The sequence below is a fragment of the Weissella thailandensis genome (assembly GCF_005405465.1).
Classification (GTDB): domain Bacteria; phylum Bacillota; class Bacilli; order Lactobacillales; family Lactobacillaceae; genus Weissella; species Weissella thailandensis.
On sequence record NZ_BJEC01000002.1, the window covers coordinates 38,355 to 64,149 of the forward strand.

Sequence of the window (25,795 nt, forward strand, 5' to 3'; positions counted from 1 at the left end):
TAGTTATTTGGCATGCCGCCAATCAGGATCCATTATCATGCGAGCCACAATTAATCCAAGTGGCAGGCACAAAACAATCATCATAGCCGAAACGAACCATTGAGCACCATTGGCAATACTTCCCACACCAATATAATACATCGCCCGGTACATGTATAACCCAGGCACCATAATCACAATAGCCGGTACGGTCAATGAAATACGGGGATATCCCATTCGTTTATGGAATAATGATGCTAAGATACCCGCAGTTAATGCACCAATGAAAGCCGCTGCTGCCGCAGGAAGTGATGTTAAGTCAACTAATTCAAGACGAAGGGTGTTAGCAACCGCTCCAATCAAGCCGGCCGTTGCAGCCATCTTAACTGGACTGTTAAACATAATCGAGAAACCAAATACCCCACAAAAACTCGCTGGAATTCTAAATAGGCAAATCAACCATGGACCTAGTCCTAATGGTAAAAAACTGTCTGGCTTTAAATCACTAGCTAACGCCACTAACCAGCCGACTAGTGTTGCAATAACAATGATAGATACGGCATGTACCAATCGCTCAATACCCGACCGCATATCTGACTTAGCTAAATCTAACCCACTAGTAATAAAAGGAAATCCTGGAATCGCAAATAACATTGCCCCAATATAACCAGCTTCATGACCCACATTGATGTTGAAAAGTAACTCAAGTCCTCGTGAAAAGATCAAGTACGTTAAACAAGCCACTGCAACACCCGCAGCTAAACCGGCAAACAAAGTTAAATGCTTACCGTTCATTTTGGCTCGCGTATAATTACCTAATCCGGCACCGAAAAAGCTACACAACATTTCTACAGGACCACCACCTAGTAAGAACACGAAGGAACAACAGGCCAATGCCGCAGCTAACCCCAGCAAGACTGGTGTATAATTACCTTTTTTGGCATTAATTTGATCCAGCAGTCGATGAACATCTTTTATTTTCAGGAAAGCCCCTTCGTTTTGAAACATGGTCACAAACTGTTGCATATTAGTCAGCTTATCGGTATTTACGCCACTAGATTTTAATGATAACGACTCCGTGTAACTATTCACGCCATCAAAACATGTATATGAAATGGAAATCAAGCCAATATCTGCTGAACAATATATTTTTAAAATCCGTGCCATTGTGTTCATTGCTTCACGGACACGCCAAGCTCCCGTTCCACAAGACAGCATGATTAATCCTACTCGACCAACAATAATGGTCTTTTCTTTCAGCGATGCATTAATGACTAACTGATTGGCTTCTTTATCAGCAAGTTCCTTCCAAGGAATTTGCATATGATTAGCCATTAGTCCACCATCTTTTTCTACCATTTTTAAAAACCTTCTTCGTTGTACATCAATTTTCAATACTTTTTATTGTAACATAGCTTTTCTGCATGACTGATATTTCTTAACTAGCTGTCTCAAAGTGTAATTATTTGCAATCTAAAAATGTCACTCCTACAATAAAAGTAGAGATAGTGATAAATTTATCAATCTCTAAATCACACAGTTTAGGAGGAAGTTATTATGGCAAACGAATTATCAGATCGTTTTAATGGTATGTTTCATGATTGGGATCACTTCTTTAATGATTTTAATCATCTAATGCCTGCATTTAGTGCTGAGAGTCAGCAGTTGAAGAGTGATGTTGTAGATTTAGATGATCATTATGAAGTATCAGTAGATGTTCCTGGAATTAATAAGAAAGATATTAATTTAAGCTATCAAGGTGATACGTTAACGGTTACCGCTACAAGACACTCTTCTAATACTGAAAAAGACGACAAAGGCAATATCATAACCCACGAACGTACGGAAGGTCGTGTACAACGGAGTTATTATTTACCTGAGGTTGCGCTAGATAAAATCAAGGCACAAGTTGATGATGGTGTGTTAAAAATTACATTATCAAAGTCAGAAAACAGCGACAAGCAACAGATTACGATTGACTAGTCAATCAGTTTAAAACTAAAAAGCAAGCGCACAAAGTTGTGCGCTTGCTTTTTTACTACTTATTAATTAACTGTTGCAATAACTCCACATAACCATATTGTTGGTTTATTTTTCCTAATAACTCATCATCATGAGTATGCGCTACCCCATCAAATAATATTTCTTGATACAAATTCAAATATGGTAAAACTGATTCTTTCGCATAATCTAATTCTTGGGTCAAATCATAACCCACTTTGCGGAAAGTCACTTCTGCCAAACCAGCATCATCAATTTCCAAAATTGCGTATTGTGCTCGTCGATCAGCATTCAAACGTCCATATTTAAAAAATGGTTGTCCGACAGACCCTGGGTTAATAACCATTTGGTCTTGGCTACTATAACGTAACATTTGATGATGGACATGCCCATATACCGCAATATCAGTTGTCTGGTTTAAAAATAACTCATCAAAATGACTCGTAGCTGCATCTGCTAATAATGCTGGTCCTGAATTAAGCGTATTCAAATTATGTGACAGGTTGATTGACAAGCCATTAACCTCTTTGGTTGTATGAATCGGCAATGATTTTAGTTTGTTTTGGTAGTCAACTTTCAAATGTTCAGCCACATATTGGCCAAGTAATCCAATATAAACGTCCGATGGATCATCAAAATGGACCCCCACTTTTTTCTGCTGGACATCTAAAAAGCAATCATCCCAGTTCCCCCTAATATAAACAGACGTATTAATGTTTTCTAATAGCTCAAACACTTCATTAGTTGCCGGTCCAGGCATGACAAGATCACCTAAAAACCAGCAGTCGTCAATAGCTTGCTTAGATAAATCTGCAATCACTGCTTTTAACGCGGTCTGATTGCCATGAATATCCGATAATAAAGCAATTCTTTTTGTCATTTTTTACGACCCTTTCAAACATTATTTCTTTACTGGTCCATTGACGGCCGTTTGTAATCCTTCGTTAATAGTTTCTGCAAAGATAACATCACCGGCATGTCTACCTGCAAAATGGATTCCATCAGTACCTTCAAAGACCTCTGGATGTTTTTGCGCCTTCTTTTGCCAATCAGCAACCGTCACATAATCATATTTTTGAGGTAACGACCGTTCAAAATCTGCTAATTTTGAAGAATTCCAAGTATCATCTGCACGACGATCATATGGTGTTACAATGATCAAGCGATGACCAGGCGCTAAGTCATGAACCAATTTATTTAATTGTTCTTGACTACCCGCTAAGGCATTTGTGCCAATACAGATAACAACATTTTGCCGCAAGATTTTATTAGATTGTGCTCGCATCATCACTTGATAGGCCAAATCCATCGTACGTTCGCCAGCAGCATCGACCGTGCTATCCGCAACATTTTTTTGTAGATAATCACGGGTACCTAATGTGACGCTATCGCCAATAACAGAGACGCCTTTAGGAATTGTGGCCGCTTTTTTATTTTCTTTAGCTAATTTTTGTTGCTTAATAGATGCCGCAACAACATCTTTCGTTGTATTCAAATTATCTCGTGCTTGATAAAGGCTCCCCGTCCACAAACGTTGTTCCAGACTCGTTAAGTTTGGCGCTTGATAGATGGTATACCCGGTAACACCTAATAAAACAATGGTGACTAATAACATCAACGATTTCACTTTAGGTAGTGTGTTCACTTTTTTGATAGCATGGGGATGCTTACCAGCCAAAATTGGCTTAATAATATAATACGAAATTGCTGAGCAAGGCACTCCAATCGCAACAGTCAAGATAACTGCCCAAAATACACTGGTCATTTGTGAAAAAATAACAAATAACGGCCAATGGTACAAATACATACTATAACTGATATCAGCAATAAACGTCGCCCACTTAGGCTCATCGATATTTGGTGTGACTTGGTGTAACGTACGTGCTTTGACAATTGCAAAAGCAGATATAACACTTGCCAATAATAGACCACCTAAATAAGTGAAGTGGCTATCAAATGTCATCACGTATCCCAGTACACCCAAAATAATGAATGCTCCCGATATTTCAATGACTGTTGTCAATGGTTTTGCGTGCTTCAACTGTTTCATGAACCGTCGTGGTATTGATTGAATTCCAGTCAATGTCGCAGTAAGTGCACCAACAAAAAAGGGAAAACAATGCGTCAAACTTGAAAAATAGACGGCCGAGTAATCCGTTAGACCGAAGCTCCGCAACCCCATGACGCTAACACTAATAATAATGACAATCATCGACAACATTGATAACCGAACCCGAAAAGTCTTCAGTGCTTCACCTTGGCTCAACTGCGAATGACGAAGCCTTTTAGCAATCAGCGCAACTACTAATCCCCATAAAATATAAAAATGCATTTCAACCGCTAAAGACCAAGTATGCACAAATAGATGAGGAATAAACTTACTTTCGTAGCTACCACCAGTTGCAATTTCAAAATAATTTGTCGTAAATCCGATAGCTGCTGCCACCTGTTTACCTAAACCAGTAATATAATCCGGACTCACAAAATATGTAAATGGTATCACCACCAAAATTGATAACAATAATGGAGGCACGATGCGATTAAATCGGCGTTGGTAAAACTTTATTAATTTGAACTGACGTGATTTGGCAAACTCATCAATCATCAAAGCCGTAATCAAAAATCCTGAAAAAGTAAAGAATATATCAACACCAATGAAGCCACCTGAATAAGCGTTCGAAAAGAAGTGATAAGACAATACTGCTAACAAACCGGCAATACGGACAAAACTAAACCATTTAATGCGCATTGATCAATTCCCCCTTTTTGAAGGTTGCTTGATAACTTTGCTTGTTCATTTTTAAAACGCCTTGCCCATGCGGTAAATTCTTTTTAAACTGGCCCTTAAATTCCCAATGATTATGAGAAATAAATCTACCTTGCCCATTAAATTGCCCATTAGTAAAATGACCCACGTAGGTATCGTCATTTTTAAATTTAACGGTTCCCTGCCCGTTAAATTTTTGTTTAAACATACTGCCCTGATAAATAATACCGCCATCATCAATTGATAAGCGCTGATTGTGTTTTGGCTTATCAGGAAGCAAACTATATACCGCCGCAATTAACAACACAACGATAACTAACCCTTGTATGATGTTTTTTAGTTTCATAAATACTCCTCAATTTTTCAACCCCATCATTAGTTTATATTAATAATAGAATACATCACGCTACTTGCATAGCGCTTTCAAATTACCTATAACTTATTTAAAAAATAACAAACAAAAGGCAGACCAGTTGGAGCTAGTCTGCCTTATTAAAATCCTTTTATTATTTGCTAATCCACGAAAAGATTCATAATCTGTTGAATCGTCAATTGATCTTTGTCAGCGCCTCTAACATCTAAAGTGATCTGCCCATCATGCAATACTACTAAACGGTTACCGTATTTTAGGGCATCTTCCATATGATGAGTGATCATTAAGCAAGTTAACTTTTGTTCAGCTACTGTTTGACTTGTTTGTTCCATTAAGGCAGCACTCGTTTTTGGGTTAAGTGCTGCTGTATGTTCATCCAGCAACAAAATATCTGGACGATTTAATGTGGCCATTAAAAAACTTAAAGCTTGACGTTGTCCACCAGATAAATTCTCAGTCGGGGTATCCAGGCGTTGTGCTAATCCATTTCCCATGCCGGCTGCTAATTTTTTAAAACGCTCCTTATTCCCACGTAAATTACGGAACTGTAAGTTGCGTCTTTGACCACGTTTTGTAGCTAATAGTAGATTTTCAGCAACTGACATTCTTGGAGCAGTCCCCATCTTTGGATCTTGGAAAACACGGCTTAAAAACTTTGTCCGTTTTTCAACTGAAGTCCGACTGATATCTTGCTCATTATGCAAGACTTGGCCTGCAGCTGGTAAAATGTCACCTGAAATGGTATTGAATAAGGTAGATTTACCAGCCCCATTTGATCCGATGACGGTAATAAAATCACCAGGATAAACAGTTAAATTTAGGCCCTTTAATATTTTCGTTTGATTGGGTGTATGACGATTTACAATCGTGGAAACATCCTTCAATTCTAGAACTGCTTGATTACTACTTGTCATTTGTACTGAGCCCCTTTCGTAAAATATCATTTAAATGCAACGCATTGCGTAAATTAGGTAACATCATACTGAGTGTTAAGATGATTGCAGAAATTAAGTTTAAATCGTTGGTTGAAAAACCAAGTTGCAAGACCAACAACAGTACAAAACGGTAGATAATACTACCAAGTGCAACGGCAACTAAACGTTGATTTAAGGTCAATTCACCGAATACTACTTCACCGATAATAATCGAAGCTAATGCGACTACAATGATACCAATTCCCATGTTGGCATCGGCATAGCCATTACTTTGTGAAATCAAAGCACCACATAACCCAACTAAACCATTAGATAATGTCAAACCTAAGATGGTCATGTTGTCAGTATTGATTCCCTGTGAACGTGCCATCTTCTTATTATCACCCGTTACAATGAAAGCCTGGCCAAGATTCGTTGCTAAAAACAATATCACTAAAATAGTAATGCTAATAATGGTAATGCCACCAATAATAATGCTGTCAAAATACTTAGGCAAAGTTTGGAAAAAGTTAGCTGAGAAGAAAGTCGTTTTCCCAATCAAAGAAACATTAGATCCGCCCATGATACGCAAGTTGACCGATAAAGAACCAGTCATAACTAAAATTCCAGCCAACAAAATGGGAATCTTACCTTTGGTATATAGCAAACCCGTAATTAGACCCCCAGCAGCTCCGGCTAGAAAGCCGTACAGTGTCGCTAACATAGGCGAAGCCCCGTTGGTAATGGCAGTAACAGTGACAGCAGCCCCAAGGGGAAAAGTTCCTTCAACCGTCATATCTGGAAAATCCAAGATTCTGAAGGTCAAAAATAAAGCGACCCCTAAAATGGCCCAGAGTAACCCTTGTCCGATACTTGATGTGATTAAACTCATTTGATTACCCTCCCATTTTTGTGTGCTTGTTGCATGATTTTTTCTGGTATTTGAATGTTTAATTTATCAACTTGTTTTTGATTGATCACGTATTTACCTTTAACAACATATTCGACTGGATAGTTCGCAGGCTTTTTACCATGTATCACTTTAGCGGCCATATGTCCTGCTGTACGACCTAAGTCATGTTGGTCGATGGCGTAAGAAGCAGTACCGCCGTCAGCAACCATGGTATCAGCGGCTGGGAAAACCGCTTTGCCAGCTTGATTTGCATTGTTAACCAATGTCTTCATCGATGAAGCAACACCGTTATCTTGCGGTGCATAAATGACATCAACATCACTGGCCATCTGTTGGCTAATTTGTTGCATATCATTAGTATTAGCAATCGTATACATTTTTGCCTGTAAGCCGGCTTTTTTAACGAGCTTTTCAAACTTTTTTGCATTACTCTGACCACCAGAATCAGAAGACGTGTAGACCACACCGATTTTTTTGGCTTGTGGCATGACGTCTCGTATCAATTGCAACTGTTTATCTAAGGGAGAGTCACCCGAAGAACCCGTTACGTTCGCACCAGGACGCTTTTCTGACTCAACTAGCCCCCCGCCGCCAACTGGATTACTAATTCCGGCCATCATAACAGGTGTTGTCTTATTAGCTGCGTTTACCAGTGACTGAGCGGCTGGCGTTGCGATACCAAATAAAATATCATCACGATTTGCCAATTGTTGTGCCATCGTCTTCAGATTACTTTGATCTCCCTGAGCATTTTGAAATTCAACTTTGATGTTTTTCCCCTCTTTAAAACCTTCGTCTTTCAAACCACTGATAATTCCCTGGTGGATCTGATTCAAAGCTGGATGACTGACTAATTGTAAAATACCAACCTTGATTACTTTGTGCTGGACTAACTTATTATTTGCATTTTGTGCTGGCTGAGTTACCAAGGCAAACCCTAAGAAAACTAAGATTGCCCCGATAAACGTAATCATTCGTTTCATTTCATTCACTCCAATTCATAGATTATTAGGTAAATTTGACAAAAAAATAAGGGCAAACCAGCATACTCTGGTTTACCCTAAAAATGGTTACGCCAAATCCTGCTATGTTGGACCATGCAGACTTTGACAAACGAAAAAGAAGTCGACACGGATACAAACTGTTTGCCAGATCGTACCCATTATCGGAATTACGACCTTAAGTGTCGGCTTTGCCAAGCCATATTCAAACTGTTATTAACTGACTTTTGCATTCTCTTTCGTCCTTTCTACTTATTGATTGCCTTAAGTTTAGGCAAAGTTTTATGAGTTGTCAAGTACAAAAAGGAAAATACGATTAAATAAAATGAAAAATCACTCATATTAATCAGTGAAAAAAGCAATAGCTGTCATCTCAACAGAGATAACAACTATTGCTTCATTTTTTATTTCAGTAGTGTCTGAACTAATAGATTCAGCTATTAGTAGATTTCCCACCACTTCTTCTTTGAAGACTTTCCAAGTCCAGGGTTGAAACTGTTCGTTGGATCGTTCTTCTTGTAGTGCTCAAGCAATGCAGGAGCTGCTTCATACAAGTGACCAACGTTGTGCTCAGCTGGGTAGATCGCACCACGCTTATCAAACAACTTCAACATTTTCTTCTTTAACTCATGACCATCAACACCTGGCTTCAAAATGTAGTCTTGGTGCATAACGTGATCAAGGAAGTGACCGTAGTACAACTTGTATTCGATCTTGTCATCAATTTCCTTTGGTAGGTGCTCGAACCAGTCATCATCATTACGACGTAGCGCAACGTCAATTGGCAAAATATCAATTGAATCTTGCTTTAATTCTTGGTAACGAATAGGAACTGATGCCGTTACGTAACGGTGCAATGAAGCCTTGTTTGTCTCATCGGCATTAGCCTCAAAGAAATCACCTTCTTCTTCCTTGAAGAATTCAGTCAAGTATGCACGAGCTTCGTCAATACCTGCTCCTGACATCTTCAATTGCACGTAGTGATCAAAACGGTTCGCATAATCCTCAATACGCTTTGGCAATTGGTTAGGGAACAAATGTCCAGCCTTTTGCAAGAAACGATCTGGGAAGTATGGCTTAAAGAACGGTACATGACCAAGCATACGCTCAGCAGATGCCTTCATACCGAACATTGTAGGTAACATACCTGTTCCTAGCTTGTCGATAACCATTAATGAATCCTTACCATAAATCTTGGCCAATTCATAGGCTGTTTTGTGCATGTACTCACCTGATACTGGTAAGTTCTTAAATTCAGCCAAAATGTGACGACGCATCTTTTCTAGAACAGCTGGTGAATTAGTTCCAATGTAGAACACTTGCGATTGACCTGCTGATGGATAAGTATCCAAACGAACAGCAAATGTTGCGACCTTTCCAGCAGCACCTGATGCTTCGTACAATCCCTTAGGATCTGCATTATAACGCGTTGGCATATCTGAATCCACATCACGAACACGCTTCTCATAATCACGGTTGTGTCCAACACGCTCATCAGAACTTGGCACCTTGTTCAAATCAAAACGACGGTTTGCAAGGTTATCCAAAATTTCTTCTGGTGTGTCACCAAGATCAATACCCAAGTGATTTACCAAGTGTAATTCATCATTTTCATCAATTCGTGCATACAAAGCCAACTCAGTATAAGCTGGTCCACGTTGAATCAACGCACCACCTGAATTGTTGTTAATTCCACCAATAACTGATGCACCTAATGTTGATGAACCGATAACAGAATGTGGCTCACGATTTAATGGCTTCAATGACTTTTCCAAGTTGAACAAAGTTGTTCCTGGGAAGGCAATAACTTGCTTTCCTTGGTTGATCAATTGCAAGTCTTTCATGCGGCTACCTTTAACGATAACAACATCACGATCATAACCTTCTGTAGGTGTTGAACCCTCTGTCAAACTAGTATTTGAAGCTTGCATAAGAATGATAATATTATCTCTATGCAAAACTTGCAAAACCTTCCACATTTCAACAAGAGTTCCTGGCATAACAACTGCTAGTGCCTCTCCGTAACCTGAACGATATCCTTGACGATAACGCAATGATTTGGCCGCGTTAGTCACAATATTGTGGCTACCGACAATGGCCTTTAAATCCTCCACCGTAGACATAAAACTAACCTACCTCCTAAAGTTGTACAATATATAATTATAATATACCACTTTTCTTAGCTTTTAAAACGAAAAATTTGTGAAATTTAGCAACCTACAATTGTACTATTTTTCACAATTAAAGGTCAAGACAAAGAAAAGCTTTTTATTTATGGCATCCTCTAAAATTCACAAAAACTTTAAAGGGTTATCACCTATTTTATGTATCTCGTATGTGTTTAGTAATCGATATTGCCTATCCTATTTTCAACACCACCAAAGGTACAAAATCCACTTTACCATAATTTGTAACCGCTTCCAACAGTTTTATTGGATAAAAATAAAAAAGTGACATACTTTTTTGTATATCACTTTTCTCAATATTTTCAATTAATCATTAACTACGTTTTGTGGTTTATGATCCAAATAACTTTGAATATTTGCAACAACGATGTCTAACAGACGTTGTCTCGTCTCTAATGGTGCCCAGGCAATATGTGGTGTCAAATAACAGTGCTTCGCGGTTAGCAAAGGACTATCATCATCAATTGGTTCTTGCGTTGCAACATCTAATGCAGCATAAGCAATTTTATTACTATTTAAGGCAGCGGCTAAGTCTGCATCGTTAATTAACTTACCACGAGCAGTATTGATTAAGATTGCTGTATCCTTCATCTTGCCAAGCGTTTCCGCATTAATGAATTCTGACATTTCTGGTGTAAATGGAATGTGTAGGCTAATAATATCTGACTCCGCATACAAGGTTTCTAAATCTACCTGCTTGATGCTATCATCAAATACTTCACGTGGTCGATGGTTATAAAAAATAACTTGCATATTAAATGCCAAGGCCATCTTAGCAACTGCTTGCGCAATCTTTCCAAAGCCAACTAAACCAAGTGTTTTTCCTTTTAATTCCATTAATGGTGCATCCCAAAATGAAAAACGACCCGCTTTGGCCCATTCACCTGCATGAACCAAATCATCATGTTGCTTAACACGACTCGTGACAGCTAGTAACAGTGCAAAAGTAAATTGGGCTACAGCATCAGTACCGTAGGTCGGTACATTCACGACGGCAACACCTTTTGTTTTCGCATAGTCCACATCAATATTGTCATAACCTGTGGCCGTTTCAGCAATGACCTTCAAATCAGGTACAGCATCTAGAATTGCCGACGTCACTGGTACCTTATTCACCAAAGCAACCTCTGCTCCTGCTAAACGTTTGATAATTTCATCTTGATCATCATATGGTGTTGCATCATAAACTTCAACGTCACCAAATTGATCTAAAATATGCCAATCTAAATCCCCTGGGTTTAAACTTAACCCATCTAACACAACAATTTTCATAATACCCCCCATTGCTTATAAATCTACATGCTCAGTATATCATACTGTATACATCAAGCTGTTGGTAACGTACTAGAAAAGTATACCAACTTGTTTTTTAATTTTAGAAGAAAATACCATTACCCACAATAAAACTCACAATTGAAATCAACAGAATAATTGATAAGCAAATAGCATGAAATACCTTATGATTAGCTAATAGCGCAATATACTCTCTAATAAAGGCGTTAGGAATAAAGAACCGACTGGTTTTTGCACCTAACCCATCTATTTGTAAACCGACTAAGCGAGCATAACCATCTGCCCTAAACGTATGATAATCACTCGTCGCAAATAGACCTTGCGCTAAATTCAATCCATGTGATTGCAATATTTTCTTTGAAAACAACATGTTTTCGTATGTCGTTTTTGACTGATCTTCAATTAAAACTCGGCTCGTTTGTGCCCCGTGATGATTAGCGTAATCAGCCATGGCAACACCTTCCGGTAATTCCTCGTCACCACCTTGACCACCTGAAAAAATTAACCAGGGATAGTGACCTGTTTTGGATTGCTGTTTATTAGCAAAATCCAAAGCAATTTGAATCCGTGAAGCCAATAATGGTGAAACTTCTTTACCATTAAGTAACCCTGCTCCTAGTACAATAATATATTCTTGATTATATTTCGGTCGATATAATCTGGTCAAAATAAACGACGTAATAAATGCCAAGAACCAAAAAGCCAAATATAGAATAACTGGTTCAACCAACGTGACATATAAGCCAACTGCCTGATTGCTGAGTAATCTACTATCAATAGACCGTACAATTGGTAAAATGACAATGATTAAAATACCTAGGAGTAAAGTAAGCATATTGCCCAATGTATGACTTTCACGACGCCATACCGTCCAAGCATTCCAAAGTAATAGAACCCCTAACAACGAATATAAAATTGCTAATGGAATCAAAATAAGGATAACACCAACATAAAAAATTACTCTTAACCATTGGATATCCATTAGCTCAACCAAAAACATTAGTGTAATTCCAAGTAGTATTACTGAAAAATTTGCCAAAACCCCATTTAATAATCGAAACTTATTTTGACGCATACTTAACACTAATGCGGTGATACAAGTCACAGTTAATATCAGCAATAGAATCAACGGCACACTAGCGACACCATTTATCATAGTCATTTCCGCCATACCTCCTATAATCATGTTTAACACATATGAAAATTACACAAAAAGACCGGCTAGAAGACTACTAAATCATACAACAAATAAGGACACGTTACAGGGTATCACTTTTATGATATTCTTAATTAAGATTATTTCAAAAAAGAAAGATAAATAAAATTATGAAAAAGAAAATTATTACCGTTGTTGCGGGAATACTTGCAATTATCCTAATCGTCGTTGTCTCAGAACACTCCCAAGATACGACTAGTCATCATGACAGCAATGTCAGTGCTAGTAAATGGACCAAAAAATCCTTTGACAAACTAAAAATTGGTGATTTCAATAAAAATGGCCAAGGTGGCGCAAGCTACGAAGAAGTTATCGCTAAATATGGTCGACCAGACAAAAAGTCAAAATCAAAGACTAATGGCTATACAATAACTGTTGTTTCTTGGAAGAACATAGCTGGCGATTATACTGGTGTCACGCTAACCTTCTTAAGTCAAAAAGATACAACTAAAACTGCCAAATTAACTTCTAAGACCATATTAGATTCGAAAACCATCAATTTGGCTAAAAAATGGACGATGTCTAACTACAACGCCATCACACTTAAAGACAAAGATAGTAATGAACATGATGGTGATTCATTAGATAGCTTAACTAATAAGTATGGTAAGCCAGCTTCGTTAACCCTTGCCCGGATTAATGGTAAAGTCCAAACTAATGCCGTTTGGCATAACACAAATGGTGGTGCTAACGGAACTGTGTCTGTTGATTTTTCAGAACAAAATACCGCAACTGATAAAAAACAAGAAAAATTACGCTAAATAAAAATAGGTTTGAAACTTCACCCATACTGTAGCACCTGGGAATCAGCTTCAAACCTATTTTTTTATTTTATGCTAATTAATTAAAAAAATTACCGTCTGCAATGTCCGCCAATGTATCTCTTGAAGGAATAAAGAATAACTGACCGCTCAACAATGTTGAGAATGTTAGTAGAAAATCTGACTTCTCTAACATTTGCTCTAACATCTGCTTTGTAACCTGCCAGTGGCGAGCATAACCAATGAAATAAGTACCGGTATAATCCATGGCCGGATCAGAAAATGGGACATTCATACGAATAATTTTCTGTTCCTCACCATCAATTTCTAATTTAGAAGCAACGTTGTGCGCATTTTCCAATTTATCATCATCATCTAATTCCATATCATCAAATTTATGACGACCAACAGCCTTTTCTTGATGTTCAACGGATAGATTTTCCCAAAATGCCATATCATGCTGCCATTTTTGCGCAAATGCATAAGATCCATTTATAAAATCAGAATCCTCGTCACCAATAATTGCATAATCAGCAGCATCCTCAGGGGCTGGTGCCTCAGTACCATCAATAAACCCGATAATCGCACGCCCTTCTAGGTAGCGAAAACCCTTGGTCTCATCGATAACTGTTGTAACTGGTGCCAATAGCTTCATAAATTGACGAACAATTTCATAGACGACCGCTTCTTCACTCGCGCGAATATGCAAAAAAATGTCGCCATCACTAGCTGGCATGCTATATTCTGCCCCAGTTAATGTTTGATAGGTCTCTAGTTCCTGCGGCTTTTTCGCATTTGGAAATAGGTAGTCCCATGCCTGATTACTAAACCCGATAGCAACCTGTAAACCTGCTTCTGGTTTGCGAATACGCATTGAACGGATGATAGCCTGTGACATATCAGCAAAATTTGCAACTTGCTCTTGTTCATCAGTCAAATCTTGGCGATTCAATGCCAAAACAATAAATGATACATTCTTACCTGGATCTTTCCAAACATCCTGCGCTAGGCTCGCATTAAACATTTTAGGACACCCTCCAAAAAAATATTTTTTAATATACCTTAATCATACAATAGATAACTACTATTTAGAACATCCCTTTTATGCTAATTTTCTAAATAATAAGACCTGACTTGAGAAGTAAAGTCTCCCGCTTGGGTGGGGTCATCATAACGGCCTATATTCATCAATTCATCACCTGAGAATTTGTTACCGGTTGCTTGATCAACATAAATTCCTTCTGGTAATAGCCCAACAAGCTTGGTGATAGTGAAATTCTGTTGAGACGAAGCCAAAAGTCTAAAATGATAAACCAAAACGTCATGACCGTCTGGACTAACGAATTCCCATGCCGCTTCATTGCTTTGGAACGGATCCTTCAACCGATAAAAATCACCAAATTGAATGAGATGACGGTGTGCCTTATAAAAAGCAACTTGTTCTTTCACCAACTCCTTCTCTGCGACGGTCATTTGTTGTACATCAAGTTCATAACCAAACACACCGGAACTGGCAACGTCTCCTCGTGTTTGCAATGAAATAGTCCGTTGTGTTTGCGGATTTGGCACTGCTGCAACATGCGCCGTCATACTAGAAACCGGATAGCCAAATGTTGTCCCATATTGAATTTTAATACGTTCAGCAGCATCAGTACTATCTGATGTCCAAGTTTGTGGGAAATAATAAAGCATCCCAGCATCAAAGCGACCACCACCACTTGAACAACCCTCAAATAAAATATCGGGATAACGTTTTGTCAAACGATCTACTAAGTCATAAACGCCAAGTATATATCGGTGAGCAACTTCTCCTTGTTGTTCACTGTTCAAAACAGCAGAATAAACCTCAGTCATATGACGATTCATATCCCATTTAATATAATCAATCGGTACCCGATCAAGAATCGCAATCATTTGTTCGTAAATATTGTCGACAACTTCTGGTCGAGAAAAATCCAACACATATTGATCTCTTGATAACGACATTGGCCGATTAGGAATGCGAATCGCATAATCTGGATGCTGACGATACAAATCTGAATTTTCTGAAATCATTTCGGGCTCAAACCATAAGCCAAACGCCATATTCTTAGCATGTACCTTTTCAGCTAAACCACGTAAACCACCACCGCTGGCTAACTTACTTGTATATTCATACCAATCACCCAATGAACGACGATCGTCATCACGTTGACCAAACCAACCATCATCCAAAACAAACATTTCAATTCCTAATGGTGCTGCTTCGTCTAAAATTGCTTCAATTTTTTTAGCACTAAAGTCAAAATAGGTAGCTTCCCAGTTGTTAATGACAATTGGTCGATCTTGATATTGATGAGTACCACGAGCAACCCGTTCACGTAACAAATGATGATAAGTCTGTGACATACCATTCAAGCCTGCATCTGAATAGACTAAAATCGCTTCTGGAGATTGAAAACTTTCGTTTGGTGCTAATTGCCAGCTAAAGCCAGCTTCATTGATCCCCGTCACGAGACGTACTTGATCAATATAGTCTTTTTCAAAAGTAAATTGATGATTTCCTGAATAGACTAGTTGAATTCCCACCGCCTCACCAGTTTGTTCTGTAGTATTAGGGTCAACTGCAATAACAAATGGATTCATGTGATGTGAACTGGCTCCACGACGACTACTAAATGTTGTAATGCCTTGGCGTAAAGGTGCTCGCTCAACCTGGCGCTCATGGAATTGTGAGCCAGGGAACGAAATAACCTCCATAGCTTGTTTTGGAAAATCAAGTTGTAACGAAGCGACTTTTTCAATACTAAATGAGTATTCACTTTCATTGAAAACCTGCGTTGATCGTGTAATCACGGCCCGATTAGCATAAATTGTATAGTAAAGCACGACCGATGCATTTAACGTCGCATCTTTTAATTTAATAGCTAAGGTCTGTGCTTCTTCCTCTTGTTTGACATATGTTTGCGGCAATCCTGTCAATGATGGTTTCCCTGGGAAAATTTCATATGAATCATAACGAAAATCAGTTGCCAAGGCACCGTCTGCAGATTTAATGACAATTGCGGGACTTCTAAAATCACCGGTTTGATTACCAGCAAATTCTTGTGGCAACACATCCTTGGAGTAATGCCGATCGACTGCCCCAGGCCGACCTGCCAGATTAGGAGATAATCCCCGTTCATATCTTGGATAATGACGAGAGCCATGATATCCCGTCACCCGTTTACCAAAATATAAATGACTTAAAATACCGCCTTCTTCAATCGACATTAAATATGAAATTTTTTCATTTCTCAAATGGAACGTCCGTTGCGCTTTATCAAACGTGATGACTGCTTTTTCCATATAATCCTCCATAGCTGCGGCTCATCCTTCTTTTATCACTAAATTAATAAATAAACTTCTATTAATATTGTAACCGCTTACTTAAAAAGTAACAAATGATTAAAAAAGCCCACGACCTTCCTTTAAAACAGAAAGTCATGGGTTTTGGATGTTATTAAACTGGTTAACACATCCCATAAATTATTCAGTAATTATTTAACGAGCTCTCGCCGAACGTAACCGACTATTTGTCACAATTTCAATTTGTCGTAACGTTGCTGCATCAACATGCAAGCCACTCGCTATTTGACCAAATGTCCACGTTGGGTGGCGCTCACATAGATCATGAAAATGGGCAATCAGTTTGTCATTGACCTGTGGTTGCGTCGCTGTTTGTGATTCCCCAGCAACAAAATTAGTGACATCTGTCTTCTCGAAACTATAATGTAAACGACTTGGTCCCATTGCTCCAGTTGCAAAATCCATTGTACTTTTCCTCCCAATTACCAGGTTAAAAATATCAACAACAACTCCTATGGAAAATATATTAACACTTTTATTAAACAAAATAAAGCTAACTTTAATAGTTTAACCTTAAATTTTAATTCGTATTTTTTAGATTTATGCTTAATTATTTTTAAACATTAAAAATAAAGTTCGCTTATTATGCATAAACGACGTAAAAAATTACGTATAATAAAACACTCGTTAGACTAGTTAAAAGAAAATAATAAAAAAGAGATATCATTTACAAAGGATATCTCTCATAACATTTACTCTACGGACGTACTGTCTTTTCATTTGTTTCTCTGGGGAACTTAAGCATAAAAGTGATTAAGAACGAAACCGCCAAGAAAACAGCGACAATCATATATGGATAACTTGGGTGAAGATCCAACAATGCACCGGCAACTAATGGACCAATCACATTACCAACACTAGTTAGTGACATATTCAACCCATTAATAACACCCTGATTATGTGGGCTAATTTTAGTCAATATAGTCGTGATTGCAGGACGAATCAAATCAAATGCTTCAAAGACCAACAAGGTTGCTAAAATAACACCAACCTTTGACTGTGCAACTAGGATCCAAATCGTACCAATCAAAGAAAACAAGAAACAATATTTAATGATATTCTTTTCGCCAAATTTAGATACTAACCAGTCGAACATCGCAACCTGTAAGAACAAAGATAGTGCCCCGTTCAAGGTCAACACCAAAGCGATATTATTCAAACTAAAATGATGAACCTGGTTAACGAATAGACTATAAATACTTTCAAAGCCTTGCAATCCAAATGACGAAACAAGTATCAAAACAAATAATATAATGCCCGACTTACCCAATATTTGCATCATATTGTCATGCTGTTCAAGGTTGTCTTGCACATCAACTTCATATTCAGCCAGATTTTGTTGTTCAAGTTCCTTCGGTAACATGAAATACATCGCAATCATACTGATGATTCCTAAAGTACCTGCAAACCAGAAAGGTAACTTATAATCAATATTGGCTAGTAAACCTCCTAAACCAGGGCCTAAGATCAGACCACCTGAAAAGGCAGCCGATAGCCAACCAATGGCACGTGCACGATACTTTTTTGTTGTAATATCAGCAGCCAAAGCCATTTCAGTTGGCACAATCATTGCTGCTGAAATACCCCCGATGATTCTCGAAACATCAAAAACCAATAATTGATTGGTGATTGCGAATAAATACTCTGAGACAGTAAACAAAAACAACCCCAATAGTATAATCGGTTTACGCCCTATTTGATCAGAAATTCGCCCAATAATTGGAGAAGCAATGAACTGCGCAAAAGCAAACAGCGCATTCATGACCCCCATATCAAACCCAGACAAATTTAATTCATTCCTTAAAAAAGGCATGACGGGAATAACAATAGAAATCCCTAAACAAACTAAAAATTCACTAAAAATTAAAATAAACAGAGCCTTTTTAACTGTTTTTGACAATTCCCTTCCTCCTTAATGTTATAACCGCCAGTTCATTGAATTCATAATTCTCAACCATTAGCTAAAACTTTATTTTTATTTGAGACTAATTTTAATATCATAACAGAGAAAGATAGATAAAGTCCACTAAAATATATTTTTATTTCATTTAACCTGGCCAATAAGTAAAATATCAAATCGTAACATTTCATGAAAATGGTATAATATGAGCACTATAGATTTTAAGGAGCTAAAATGTCTACACGTCAAAAATTTATTCGCAATTTTGCCATTGTTGCCCATATTGATCACGGTAAATCAACCCTTGCTGACCGTATTATGGAAATGACTAGTACCATCTCAGAACGAGAAGCTGAAGACCAACTACTTGATGATTTAAGCGTTGAAAAAGCACATGGTGTGACTGTCAAATCACGAACTGTTCGGAACTATTTCATTGATGATCACGGTGATGAATATCAATATAACTTGATTGATACCCCTGGTCACGTGGACTTCAACTATGAAGTCTCACGTAGTTTATCAGCTACCGATGGTGTTCTATTACTGGTCGATGCGACAAAAGGTGTGCAAGCCCAAACCGTTGCTAACTATCGCCTTGCAAAAGAAGCTAACCTAGTTATCATCCCCATTGTCAACAAAATTGATACCGCTGCAGCTGAGGTTGAAGCAACTATTAATCAACTGGGTGATTTGGATGATGCCTTTACGCCAGAAAACATCATTAAAATTTCTGCTAAAAGTGGCCTTAATGTTGAAGCAGTCTTAACAGCTATTCGTGACCGCATCCCTGCACCAGCCGGTGATGAAAACTCAGCTTTACAAGCCCTAGTTTTCGACTCAAAATTTGATCCTTATAAAGGTATCATTGTTCAGGCGCGACTCGTTCAAGGAACGTTAAATAACAATGATCAAGTATTATTTATGGCCAACGAAATTAAATCAGGCATTAAGGAAATGGGTGTATTCGCGCCATTGATGACGCCAGTTAAACAATTAAGAGCTGGTGATGTCGGTTTTATCGTCACTGGTATCAAAGACCCTGAAGCTGTGAAAGTTGGAGATACAATTACCCTAGCTAAACAACCTGTTGCGGCCGCCCTACCTGGTTATCAAGACGTGGAGCCCATGGTTTATGCTGGTCTTTACCCTCGCGGCAGTGAATTTAAAGATTTAAAAGTTGGCATTGAAAAACTTGCTCTGAATGATGCTGCTTTTCAGTACGAACCCGAACAATCCGAAGCCCTTGGTATGGGATTTCGTGGTGGTTTTTTAGGTATCTTCCATTTGCAAATTATTCGTGAACGTTTGAAAGAAGAATTTGGCTTAGATGTATTGACCACTATGCCTAATTCGACCTATCGCGTTACTGTTAAAAATGAAGACGAACCAATTTATATTGAAAATCCAACCCAGTTCCCAGATTATGGACAAATTGTTTTAGTAGAGGAACCTTATATGTTAGCTAAAATGACCATGCCTAATGAGATGTTAAATGACGTCATGCGTTTGGCAGAAGGTCGACGTGGTGAATTGGTTGACTTGGAAACCATTGGTGCTATGCTCTTAGTTACTTATCGGATGCCAATTTCAGAAATTGCCTATGATTTCTTTAATGAGTTAAAGTCTGTTTCGCATGGTTTCGCCACCCTTTCAACAACGTTTGATCAATACCAACCATCAGATTTAGTTAGAATTGACGTTGCTATCGATTATGCCAAAATTGACGCACTAACTTTCGTTGTCCATCGATTAAAAGCTAATCGTATGGGTATCGAACTGGTTGACAAACTGAAAGATTTAATTCCTCGTAAACTACAAGCAATGCCAGTACAGGCTATTGTTGAAGGACGAGCAATTGCTCGCGCTGATGTGCCGCCTTTGCGTAAAGCTCAAGCTTCAGGTACGAAAGTATCAAAGAAACAACAACAGATGCGTCGTCAAGGTGTGAAAAAGAGTGATATTGAATTACCACAATCCGTCTTTGATGCTGTTTTACAAATGAATAGTAATTAAAAACGAAACCCGCTCATCAAAATGAACGGGTTTCGTTTTTTAATTATTTTTCTAAATCAATCGTTCGACTAATGATGTAAACAATAATTGCTCCGATAACTAAAGCACCAAATTCACCCAATGCGGTCCAAGCATATGTTGCCCAGAATGGTGTCTTAGCAATATAGTATAGTTCAGCAGCAATCACCCACATCATCAAAGTGTCAACCACAGTACTAATAGCCAGACGTGCCACAATACTTTTAACATGCTTAGCCAAATAGTAAGAAATTGATAACATCAACAATGTCTGCAAGGTACCAACAATCATGTCAACAATCCCGTATGGCGACCAAATATTAGCAATAAATACACCCAGCGTGATAGCCACGATATAGCGTTTATTAAACACTGCTAAATGATTAAAGGCTTCAGAAAAGCGCAATTGAACCGGTCCATATGAAGCAAATGGTAGTGCCACAGTTGCCACCACGTAGAGTGCGGCGATAACAGCTGTTATTGTCATATTTCTTGTTGAACTAATTTGATGAGTTTTTTGTGCCATATTTTCTACTCCTAGTTTTTTTGAGTGGGATGGTTACGAACCACTGTTATTTAAAATAGCACTATCAAATAATAATTGCAACTACCTGTATAGATTAGAAAGATACGGCAATTGGCTGATCACGGAATGATTCAACTAAAGCTGAATCAAGCGTTAATTGAATAATGACATGGTTGTTAAAATTATCACCTAATGCTTTAATCTCTGGGTGTTTTTGTAAAGTTGCTTGCACTTGATCGTCAGCGATGACAGATGCGGCAACATGCTTTGAACTAAACCGTGCGCCTGTCTTTTCATCATACCAAGTAGTGACCGCAGCCACACCATTACGAGCAATATTGGCTGTACGTTCTGTATCCGAACCAGTAACGACAAAGAAAACATTGTCATCACTTGCGGATTGCTTGAAGGTGACAATGCTTGCCGTTAAATTCCCCGTTTCTGACTTTGTCGCAAGGACAAAAACATTTTCTACTTTAGCTAATGTATTGTTAAACACATCATCACTATTACTATCAGTATTGCTACTAAACTTCTTCCGTTGTTTTAAGATGGTCAACGTTGTTAATGGGATAATTAAAACAATATAACCGATAATAGTTATCAAAATACCCTGTAGCCAAAAATCGCTCACATTAAATAAACTAACGATGCCTAATGATATAAAAATTGTGATAAAAAATATAATAAATAACTGAATAAATCTTTTGGGATACATGTTTGTTTTCTCCTTCACAAGTGATTTTATCACAAAACACTAGTGCTACTCAAAACATATTATGGTAAAACTATATACAATTCAATAATTAATGATATTCATCATTATCAAAAATAAAACAGCATAAAAAAATAAGACAATCCCGAAAGTTTCAATTTCAGGCATTGTCTTATTTTAGTCAATAATCAAATGTATGCTTACAATTGACCCCATGCTTGTGAAGCAATTGATGGGAACAAGTAAACCATGCGTTCTAGTTCAGCTGGACCAAACTTAAACTCAATAGCTGGCAACAAAGCATCGATGACATCTTCTGCCTTGTTAGAAACCTCTGTTGCCCCCACTAGCTTGTAATCAGCATCAAAAATCAATGTATTATGACCGATTTGCTCTTTGTCAACTTGACGATACCAGTCCCCTGACAAGTCATTTTCAACGATCGTGTAATTGTCTGGATCTGCTTGAGCTTCAGCAACAGTCACACCAGCCTTAGCGATACGAGGTGAAGTGAACACAACTGATGGAATTACTGGATATTGAATAGCGTCAGTTGTTTCACCAGCAAATGTGTGCATCAAATATGTTGATTCAAAAATTGCTGTTGGTGTCAACTTTGGTTGCTCTTTATCAATCACATCACCAGAAGCGTAAATATTTGGTACTGAAGTACGTAGATGATCATCTACTTCAATACCCTTTTCATTAAACTTGATACCAAGTTCTTCAAGACCTAAGTTTTCAACGTTTGGAATTCGACCAGTAGCATCTAATACCCAATCAGTGTCAATATTTAAATCACTGCCACGAACAACCAAGCCATTTGCACCACCGACGATTGCTTCTACTTCAATTTCACGGACAAACTTAACGCCCTTTGATTCTAGGTCAGAGATAACCGTTTCAACGTATGGTTGGTGGTAAGCACGTAAGGCCTTGTCACCATGCAAAACAACTGTTACTTCTGAGCCAGCTGCTTGAGCCATTGTTGCAAATTCCATTGCAATATAACCAGCACCAATAATCGTTACTCGCTTAGGCATCTCACTCAAATTCATAAACTCTTCTGAATCATGAGCTAGGTCATCACCAGGAATATCCAAGCGATGTGGACGTAGACCTGTTGACAAGACAATGTTTTCAGCCGTCTTTTCCTCACCGTTTACTTTAACGGTATGGTTATCAACAAGGGTACCGCGACCAAATAGGATATCAATATCTGAAGAATCCAACAATCCTTGAATGAAATCTGGCAAACCAGCGATAATTTCGTGCTTATGTGCTTGGTTTTCAGACCAATTAATTTTAATATCACCATCGACAATACCATGGACTTCTTCTAAGTGACGCTTCAAAGCGACAGGTGAATCCAAAGCAATTTTGGCATTACATCCACGATTTGGGCAAGTTCCTCCAATAAGATCTTGCTCGACAACAGCTACTTTCTTACCTTTAGCTGCTAATGGTGCTGCACCATCAAACGTCCCATGACCACTACCGATATACAATACATCATAATCATATGCTGTCATTCTGTTTCTTCCTCCCGTGGAATTTTACTAAAAGTTCTCAATCAGCTGATATCTCTTAAATCAACCGTTACACCTAGTATATAAGAAAAGTATCAAGCGTGCATTTATTTTAGCTTAATTTTTTGCATTACTTAAAAATTGCTCCAGTTGCCATCACAATAAATTCTTCAACCTCAGCATCAGAAACTGTCAGGCCATTTTGGATACGTGATTGTAATAACCACTGCATAGGCTGAATCGTTTGCGCAACAATCAAATCAACACTACCTGTTACTAATAAACGTTGTCGGTATGCCTGTGTAATAACGGCCAATAACTCATTATTTAATAATGAACCACTGTTCTGTAATTCTGCTGGTAAAAATTGTGGATTTGCTAGCATTGCTGCTAGAAATTCAACCTCCTTCACATTATTTTTAAAGCGTGCCGCATACTGTCTGAGGATATCCGCAAATTGTTCCTTAATTGGTAAATCTGCCGCGGGCATTGTCATATTGTTGATTAGCAAATTTTGTACCTGCTGGAATAATTTCCCCAACAAATCTGCTTTATTATCATAATAAACATACGCCGTTGCAACTGAGACACCAGCTCGCTTAGCCATTTTATTAATACTTAAATTGATAATTCCCTGTTCTGCAACTAAATCAATAGCTGCCTCGGATAAAGCTGATATTTTATTTTCATCTCGTTGTCTCATGATTCTATTTTAGCCTGTTTAATCAAAAAAAATAAGAGTGAACCTTTAAATTAAGGTCACTCTTATGATTTTATTTTAGAAATACTAATTATTTAATACTTGCTAAATATTTAATAAAGCGATCCAAGCCTGCTTGTCCCTCTGCATCACCCTTATAGACACCAGCATCTTCAAGCACGCGAACGAATACTTTACCAACTTCTTCTTGAACAATTTCTGTTACCGTAGCTGGACTGACTTGTCGACTTTGCTTAATTTGTTGTGCCCAATCACGATGACCTTCGGCAATTTCATCAAGTGATGCACGATCAATTAAGAATTCTTCAACCTTCTGCAATTCCTTTAATAAGCGTGCTGGCAAAATAGCCAAGCCCATCACTTCAATCAAACCGATATTTTCTTGCTTAATGTGTTGGACATCGGCATGGGGATGGAAAATTCCCATTGGATACTCTGCTGAAGTCCCATTGTCACGAAGAACTAAGTACAACTCGTACTTACCATCTTTAAACTGCGCAATTGGTGTGACCGTATGTTGACGATCACCTTCATCACTAGTTGCAGAAATCATTAGTTTTTCATCAGAATACTTTTCCCAAGCCCGACGAATAAATTCACCAGCTGCCACAACATCAGCTGCATCAGTTGCGGATACTCGGAAAGCAGTCATTGGCCAATTCAATACATCAACTGAAACATTTTCATATTCAGGCAAAGCAACGTGTTGCTTGACCTCTGCCTTCATCATTGGAAATGCATGACGACCTGCTTGATAATGCTCTTGTGACAAAATTGATCCACCAACAATTGGCAAATCCGCATTTGAACCAACCATGTACATTGGATACCGCGTAACAATTTGCATTAGACGTGTAAATGTCCGTAGACCCATCTGCATTGGTTGTCGTTTAAAGTTAACAAAAATGGCGTGTTCTTCAAAATATGCATATGGAGAATAATGCCAACCCCAAGTTTCATTACTGAAATTCTCACGAATAAAACGGTGTGTCAAACGTGGCGCTGCTGTCACTGTACCAAGATAACCTTCATTAGTATAATCTAATGCAGTTGGCGGATACGTAGCTTTCGGCGCACTAGCAGCGGCCTTAATTTCAGCAGTCGTCTTTTCCGGCTTTGACAAATTGATTGTAATCTCAATGTCCCCGTACTTAGAGTTATGGGTAAAAGCAATGTTTCGAGCAATGTCTTTCACTTTAACATTTTCAACTGATTCGCTAACAAAATAATAATATTTAACCGCTTGTTCAGGATCAACCTTGTACAAGCGTTCAAACTCAGTTGCCAAAACATCTGGTGTCGGCGTCACAATGTTTAGCAATTCCGTACGATTAATGGCTGCTTGCCAGCCCATTTCAAACTTAACGTCTTGGATTGCAATCAATTGATCAGCTAAGTCGCTTAAATTAGTATCCGTATTACCCGTTAGGCCCTGCGTAATAGTCGTAACACCTAACTTAGCTAGTACCAAATTTGTTCGATAAACTGTTTCGGCTTCTGAATAAGCATGCATGGCAACTCCCCATGCAACGAAATTCATTACGGCTTGACTTTGTTCTTCATTCAATGACTTCATTTT

General features: G+C 38.2%; 22 protein-coding genes and 1 riboswitch. Of the genes, 3 read left to right on the top strand and 19 right to left on the bottom strand.

The window, feature by feature from the left end:
• Positions 1-3: 3 nt before the first annotated feature.
• Positions 4-1,338 carry a threonine/serine exporter family protein gene (locus FFM62_RS01230; protein ID WP_115470516.1) on the bottom strand — a complete coding sequence of 445 codons (1,335 nt, stop codon included), beginning with the start codon at positions 1,336-1,338 and terminating at the stop codon, positions 4-6.
• Positions 1,339-1,536: 198 nt separating this feature from the next.
• On the opposite strand from FFM62_RS01230, the gene FFM62_RS01235 reads away from it, so the two are divergent.
• Positions 1,537-1,962: an Hsp20/alpha crystallin family protein gene (locus FFM62_RS01235; protein WP_115470515.1), complete on the top strand. Its 426-nt coding sequence runs from the start codon at positions 1,537-1,539 to the stop codon at positions 1,960-1,962.
• A 55-nt stretch (positions 1,963-2,017) separates the two neighbouring features.
• On the opposite strand, the gene FFM62_RS01240 is transcribed toward FFM62_RS01235, so the two are convergent.
• From FFM62_RS01240 to FFM62_RS01280, 9 genes are all read right to left on the bottom strand, one after another.
• Positions 2,018-2,860 carry a metallophosphoesterase family protein gene (locus FFM62_RS01240; protein WP_075269545.1) on the bottom strand — a complete coding sequence of 281 codons (843 nt, stop codon included), beginning with the start codon at positions 2,858-2,860 and terminating at the stop codon, positions 2,018-2,020.
• A gap of 21 nt (positions 2,861-2,881) precedes the next feature.
• Positions 2,882-4,729 carry an acyltransferase family protein gene (locus FFM62_RS01245; RefSeq protein WP_115470514.1) on the bottom strand — a complete coding sequence of 616 codons (1,848 nt, stop codon included), beginning with the start codon at positions 4,727-4,729 and terminating at the stop codon, positions 2,882-2,884.
• Positions 4,719-5,093 carry an MORN repeat-containing protein gene (locus FFM62_RS01250; RefSeq protein ID WP_075269543.1) on the bottom strand — a complete coding sequence of 125 codons (375 nt, stop codon included), beginning with the start codon at positions 5,091-5,093 and terminating at the stop codon, positions 4,719-4,721. The genes FFM62_RS01245 and FFM62_RS01250 overlap by 11 nt, the downstream gene beginning before the upstream one ends.
• Before the next feature lie 167 nt (positions 5,094-5,260).
• Positions 5,261-6,034, bottom strand: coding sequence for an ABC transporter ATP-binding protein (locus tag FFM62_RS01255; RefSeq protein WP_115470513.1), 774 nt, complete (start codon positions 6,032-6,034; stop codon positions 5,261-5,263).
• On the bottom strand, positions 6,024-6,926 hold the full coding sequence (locus FFM62_RS01260) for an ABC transporter permease (protein WP_115470512.1): 903 nt from the start codon (positions 6,924-6,926) through the stop codon (positions 6,024-6,026). Before FFM62_RS01260 ends, FFM62_RS01255 begins: the two co-directional genes overlap by 11 nt.
• On the bottom strand, positions 6,923-7,930 hold the full coding sequence (gene trpX, locus FFM62_RS01265) for a tryptophan ABC transporter substrate-binding protein (RefSeq protein WP_115470511.1): 1,008 nt from the start codon (positions 7,928-7,930) through the stop codon (positions 6,923-6,925). The genes FFM62_RS01260 and trpX overlap by 4 nt, the downstream gene beginning before the upstream one ends.
• A 458-nt stretch (positions 7,931-8,388) precedes the next feature.
• Positions 8,389-10,071: a D-lactate dehydrogenase gene (gene dld / locus FFM62_RS01270; protein WP_115470510.1), complete on the bottom strand. Its 1,683-nt coding sequence runs from the start codon at positions 10,069-10,071 to the stop codon at positions 8,389-8,391.
• Positions 10,072-10,440: 369 nt separating this feature from the next.
• Positions 10,441-11,406 (bottom strand): D-2-hydroxyacid dehydrogenase, encoded by a 966-nt coding sequence (locus tag FFM62_RS01275; protein WP_075269539.1) that lies wholly within the window; start codon positions 11,404-11,406, stop codon positions 10,441-10,443.
• A 103-nt stretch (positions 11,407-11,509) separates the two neighbouring features.
• Entirely contained in the window at positions 11,510-12,589 is a 1,080-nt protein-coding gene (locus FFM62_RS01280; protein WP_115470509.1) for a YdcF family protein, read from the bottom strand.
• Positions 12,590-12,753: 164 nt separating this feature from the next.
• On the opposite strand from FFM62_RS01280, the gene FFM62_RS01285 reads away from it, so the two are divergent.
• Positions 12,754-13,404, top strand: a complete 651-nt coding sequence (locus tag FFM62_RS01285) for a DUF3862 domain-containing protein (RefSeq protein WP_115470508.1) — start codon at positions 12,754-12,756, stop codon at positions 13,402-13,404.
• A gap of 79 nt (positions 13,405-13,483) precedes the next feature.
• Here the strand turns inward: FFM62_RS01285 and FFM62_RS01290 are convergent, their stop codons facing one another.
• From FFM62_RS01290 to FFM62_RS01305, 4 genes are all read right to left on the bottom strand, one after another.
• Entirely contained in the window at positions 13,484-14,428 is a 945-nt protein-coding gene (locus FFM62_RS01290) for a Dyp-type peroxidase (protein ID WP_075269536.1), read from the bottom strand.
• 83 nt (positions 14,429-14,511) lie between these two features.
• Positions 14,512-16,731 carry an alpha-galactosidase gene (locus FFM62_RS01295; RefSeq protein ID WP_115470507.1) on the bottom strand — a complete coding sequence of 740 codons (2,220 nt, stop codon included), beginning with the start codon at positions 16,729-16,731 and terminating at the stop codon, positions 14,512-14,514.
• 195 nt (positions 16,732-16,926) lie between these two features.
• A complete protein-coding gene (locus FFM62_RS01300) occupies positions 16,927-17,196 on the bottom strand; it encodes a hypothetical protein (protein WP_075269534.1) in 270 nt (89 codons plus the stop codon).
• 292 nt (positions 17,197-17,488) lie between these two features.
• Positions 17,489-18,691, bottom strand: a complete 1,203-nt coding sequence (locus tag FFM62_RS01305; RefSeq protein ID WP_075269533.1) for an MFS transporter — start codon at positions 18,689-18,691, stop codon at positions 17,489-17,491.
• A 234-nt stretch (positions 18,692-18,925) separates the two neighbouring features.
• Between FFM62_RS01305 and lepA the strand changes: the two genes are divergently transcribed.
• Positions 18,926-20,707: a translation elongation factor 4 gene (lepA, locus tag FFM62_RS01310; protein ID WP_115470506.1), complete on the top strand. Its 1,782-nt coding sequence runs from the start codon at positions 18,926-18,928 to the stop codon at positions 20,705-20,707.
• A 43-nt stretch (positions 20,708-20,750) separates the two neighbouring features.
• Here lepA and FFM62_RS01315 read toward each other — a convergent pair whose 3' ends face one another.
• The 5 genes from FFM62_RS01315 to FFM62_RS01335 form a co-directional block, all read right to left on the bottom strand.
• On the bottom strand, positions 20,751-21,251 hold the full coding sequence (locus tag FFM62_RS01315) for a QueT transporter family protein (RefSeq protein ID WP_075269531.1): 501 nt from the start codon (positions 21,249-21,251) through the stop codon (positions 20,751-20,753).
• Between the two features lie 5 nt (positions 21,252-21,256).
• Positions 21,257-21,301, bottom strand: a riboswitch (PreQ1 riboswitch).
• Positions 21,302-21,345: 44 nt separating this feature from the next.
• A complete protein-coding gene (locus FFM62_RS01320) occupies positions 21,346-21,969 on the bottom strand; it encodes a pyridoxamine 5'-phosphate oxidase family protein (protein WP_115470505.1) in 624 nt (207 codons plus the stop codon).
• Between the two features lie 197 nt (positions 21,970-22,166).
• The gene (locus FFM62_RS01325; RefSeq protein WP_115470504.1) at positions 22,167-23,498 is read right to left on the bottom strand and encodes a dihydrolipoyl dehydrogenase family protein; all 1,332 of its coding nucleotides are present in this window, start codon (positions 23,496-23,498) and stop codon (positions 22,167-22,169) included.
• Between the two features lie 127 nt (positions 23,499-23,625).
• Complete coding sequence (locus FFM62_RS01330; RefSeq protein ID WP_075269528.1) at positions 23,626-24,198, bottom strand: TetR/AcrR family transcriptional regulator; 573 nt, start codon at positions 24,196-24,198, stop codon at positions 23,626-23,628.
• An 88-nt stretch (positions 24,199-24,286) separates the two neighbouring features.
• Positions 24,287-25,792, bottom strand: coding sequence for a UDP-glucose--hexose-1-phosphate uridylyltransferase (locus tag FFM62_RS01335; protein ID WP_075269527.1), 1,506 nt, complete (start codon positions 25,790-25,792; stop codon positions 24,287-24,289).
• Between the last annotated feature and the right edge of the window lie 3 nt (positions 25,793-25,795).

Bases quoted from the DNA above. Each gene is read 5' to 3' on its own strand.
- FFM62_RS01235 (WP_115470515.1), top strand. From the start codon at position 1,537: ATGGCAAACGAATTATCAGATCGTTTTAATGGTATGTTTCATGATTGG.
- FFM62_RS01230 (WP_115470516.1), bottom strand. From the start codon at position 1,338: ATGGTAGAAAAAGATGGTGGACTAATGGCTAATCATATGCAAATTCCT.
- lepA (WP_115470506.1), top strand. From the start codon at position 18,926: ATGTCTACACGTCAAAAATTTATTCGCAATTTTGCCATTGTTGCCCAT.
- FFM62_RS01300 (WP_075269534.1), bottom strand. From the start codon at position 17,196: ATGGATTTTGCAACTGGAGCAATGGGACCAAGTCGTTTACATTATAGT.
- FFM62_RS01325 (WP_115470504.1), bottom strand. From the start codon at position 23,498: ATGACAGCATATGATTATGATGTATTGTATATCGGTAGTGGTCATGGG.
- FFM62_RS01320 (WP_115470505.1), bottom strand. From the start codon at position 21,969: ATGTATCCCAAAAGATTTATTCAGTTATTTATTATATTTTTTATCACA.
- FFM62_RS01315 (WP_075269531.1), bottom strand. From the start codon at position 21,251: ATGGCACAAAAAACTCATCAAATTAGTTCAACAAGAAATATGACAATA.
- FFM62_RS01255 (WP_115470513.1), bottom strand. From the start codon at position 6,034: ATGACAAGTAGTAATCAAGCAGTTCTAGAATTGAAGGATGTTTCCACG.
- FFM62_RS01335 (WP_075269527.1), bottom strand. From the start codon at position 25,792: ATGAAGTCATTGAATGAAGAACAAAGTCAAGCCGTAATGAATTTCGTT.
- FFM62_RS01240 (WP_075269545.1), bottom strand. From the start codon at position 2,860: ATGACAAAAAGAATTGCTTTATTATCGGATATTCATGGCAATCAGACC.
- FFM62_RS01285 (WP_115470508.1), top strand. From the start codon at position 12,754: ATGAAAAAGAAAATTATTACCGTTGTTGCGGGAATACTTGCAATTATC.
- trpX (WP_115470511.1), bottom strand. From the start codon at position 7,930: ATGAAACGAATGATTACGTTTATCGGGGCAATCTTAGTTTTCTTAGGG.
- FFM62_RS01250 (WP_075269543.1), bottom strand. From the start codon at position 5,093: ATGAAACTAAAAAACATCATACAAGGGTTAGTTATCGTTGTGTTGTTA.
- FFM62_RS01245 (WP_115470514.1), bottom strand. From the start codon at position 4,729: ATGCGCATTAAATGGTTTAGTTTTGTCCGTATTGCCGGTTTGTTAGCA.
- FFM62_RS01260 (WP_115470512.1), bottom strand. From the start codon at position 6,926: ATGAGTTTAATCACATCAAGTATCGGACAAGGGTTACTCTGGGCCATT.
- FFM62_RS01275 (WP_075269539.1), bottom strand. From the start codon at position 11,406: ATGAAAATTGTTGTGTTAGATGGGTTAAGTTTAAACCCAGGGGATTTA.
- FFM62_RS01280 (WP_115470509.1), bottom strand. From the start codon at position 12,589: ATGACTATGATAAATGGTGTCGCTAGTGTGCCGTTGATTCTATTGCTG.
- FFM62_RS01330 (WP_075269528.1), bottom strand. From the start codon at position 24,198: ATGAGACAACGAGATGAAAATAAAATATCAGCTTTATCCGAGGCAGCT.
- FFM62_RS01295 (WP_115470507.1), bottom strand. From the start codon at position 16,731: ATGGAAAAAGCAGTCATCACGTTTGATAAAGCGCAACGGACGTTCCAT.
- FFM62_RS01290 (WP_075269536.1), bottom strand. From the start codon at position 14,428: ATGTTTAATGCGAGCCTAGCGCAGGATGTTTGGAAAGATCCAGGTAAG.
- dld (WP_115470510.1), bottom strand. From the start codon at position 10,071: ATGTCTACGGTGGAGGATTTAAAGGCCATTGTCGGTAGCCACAATATT.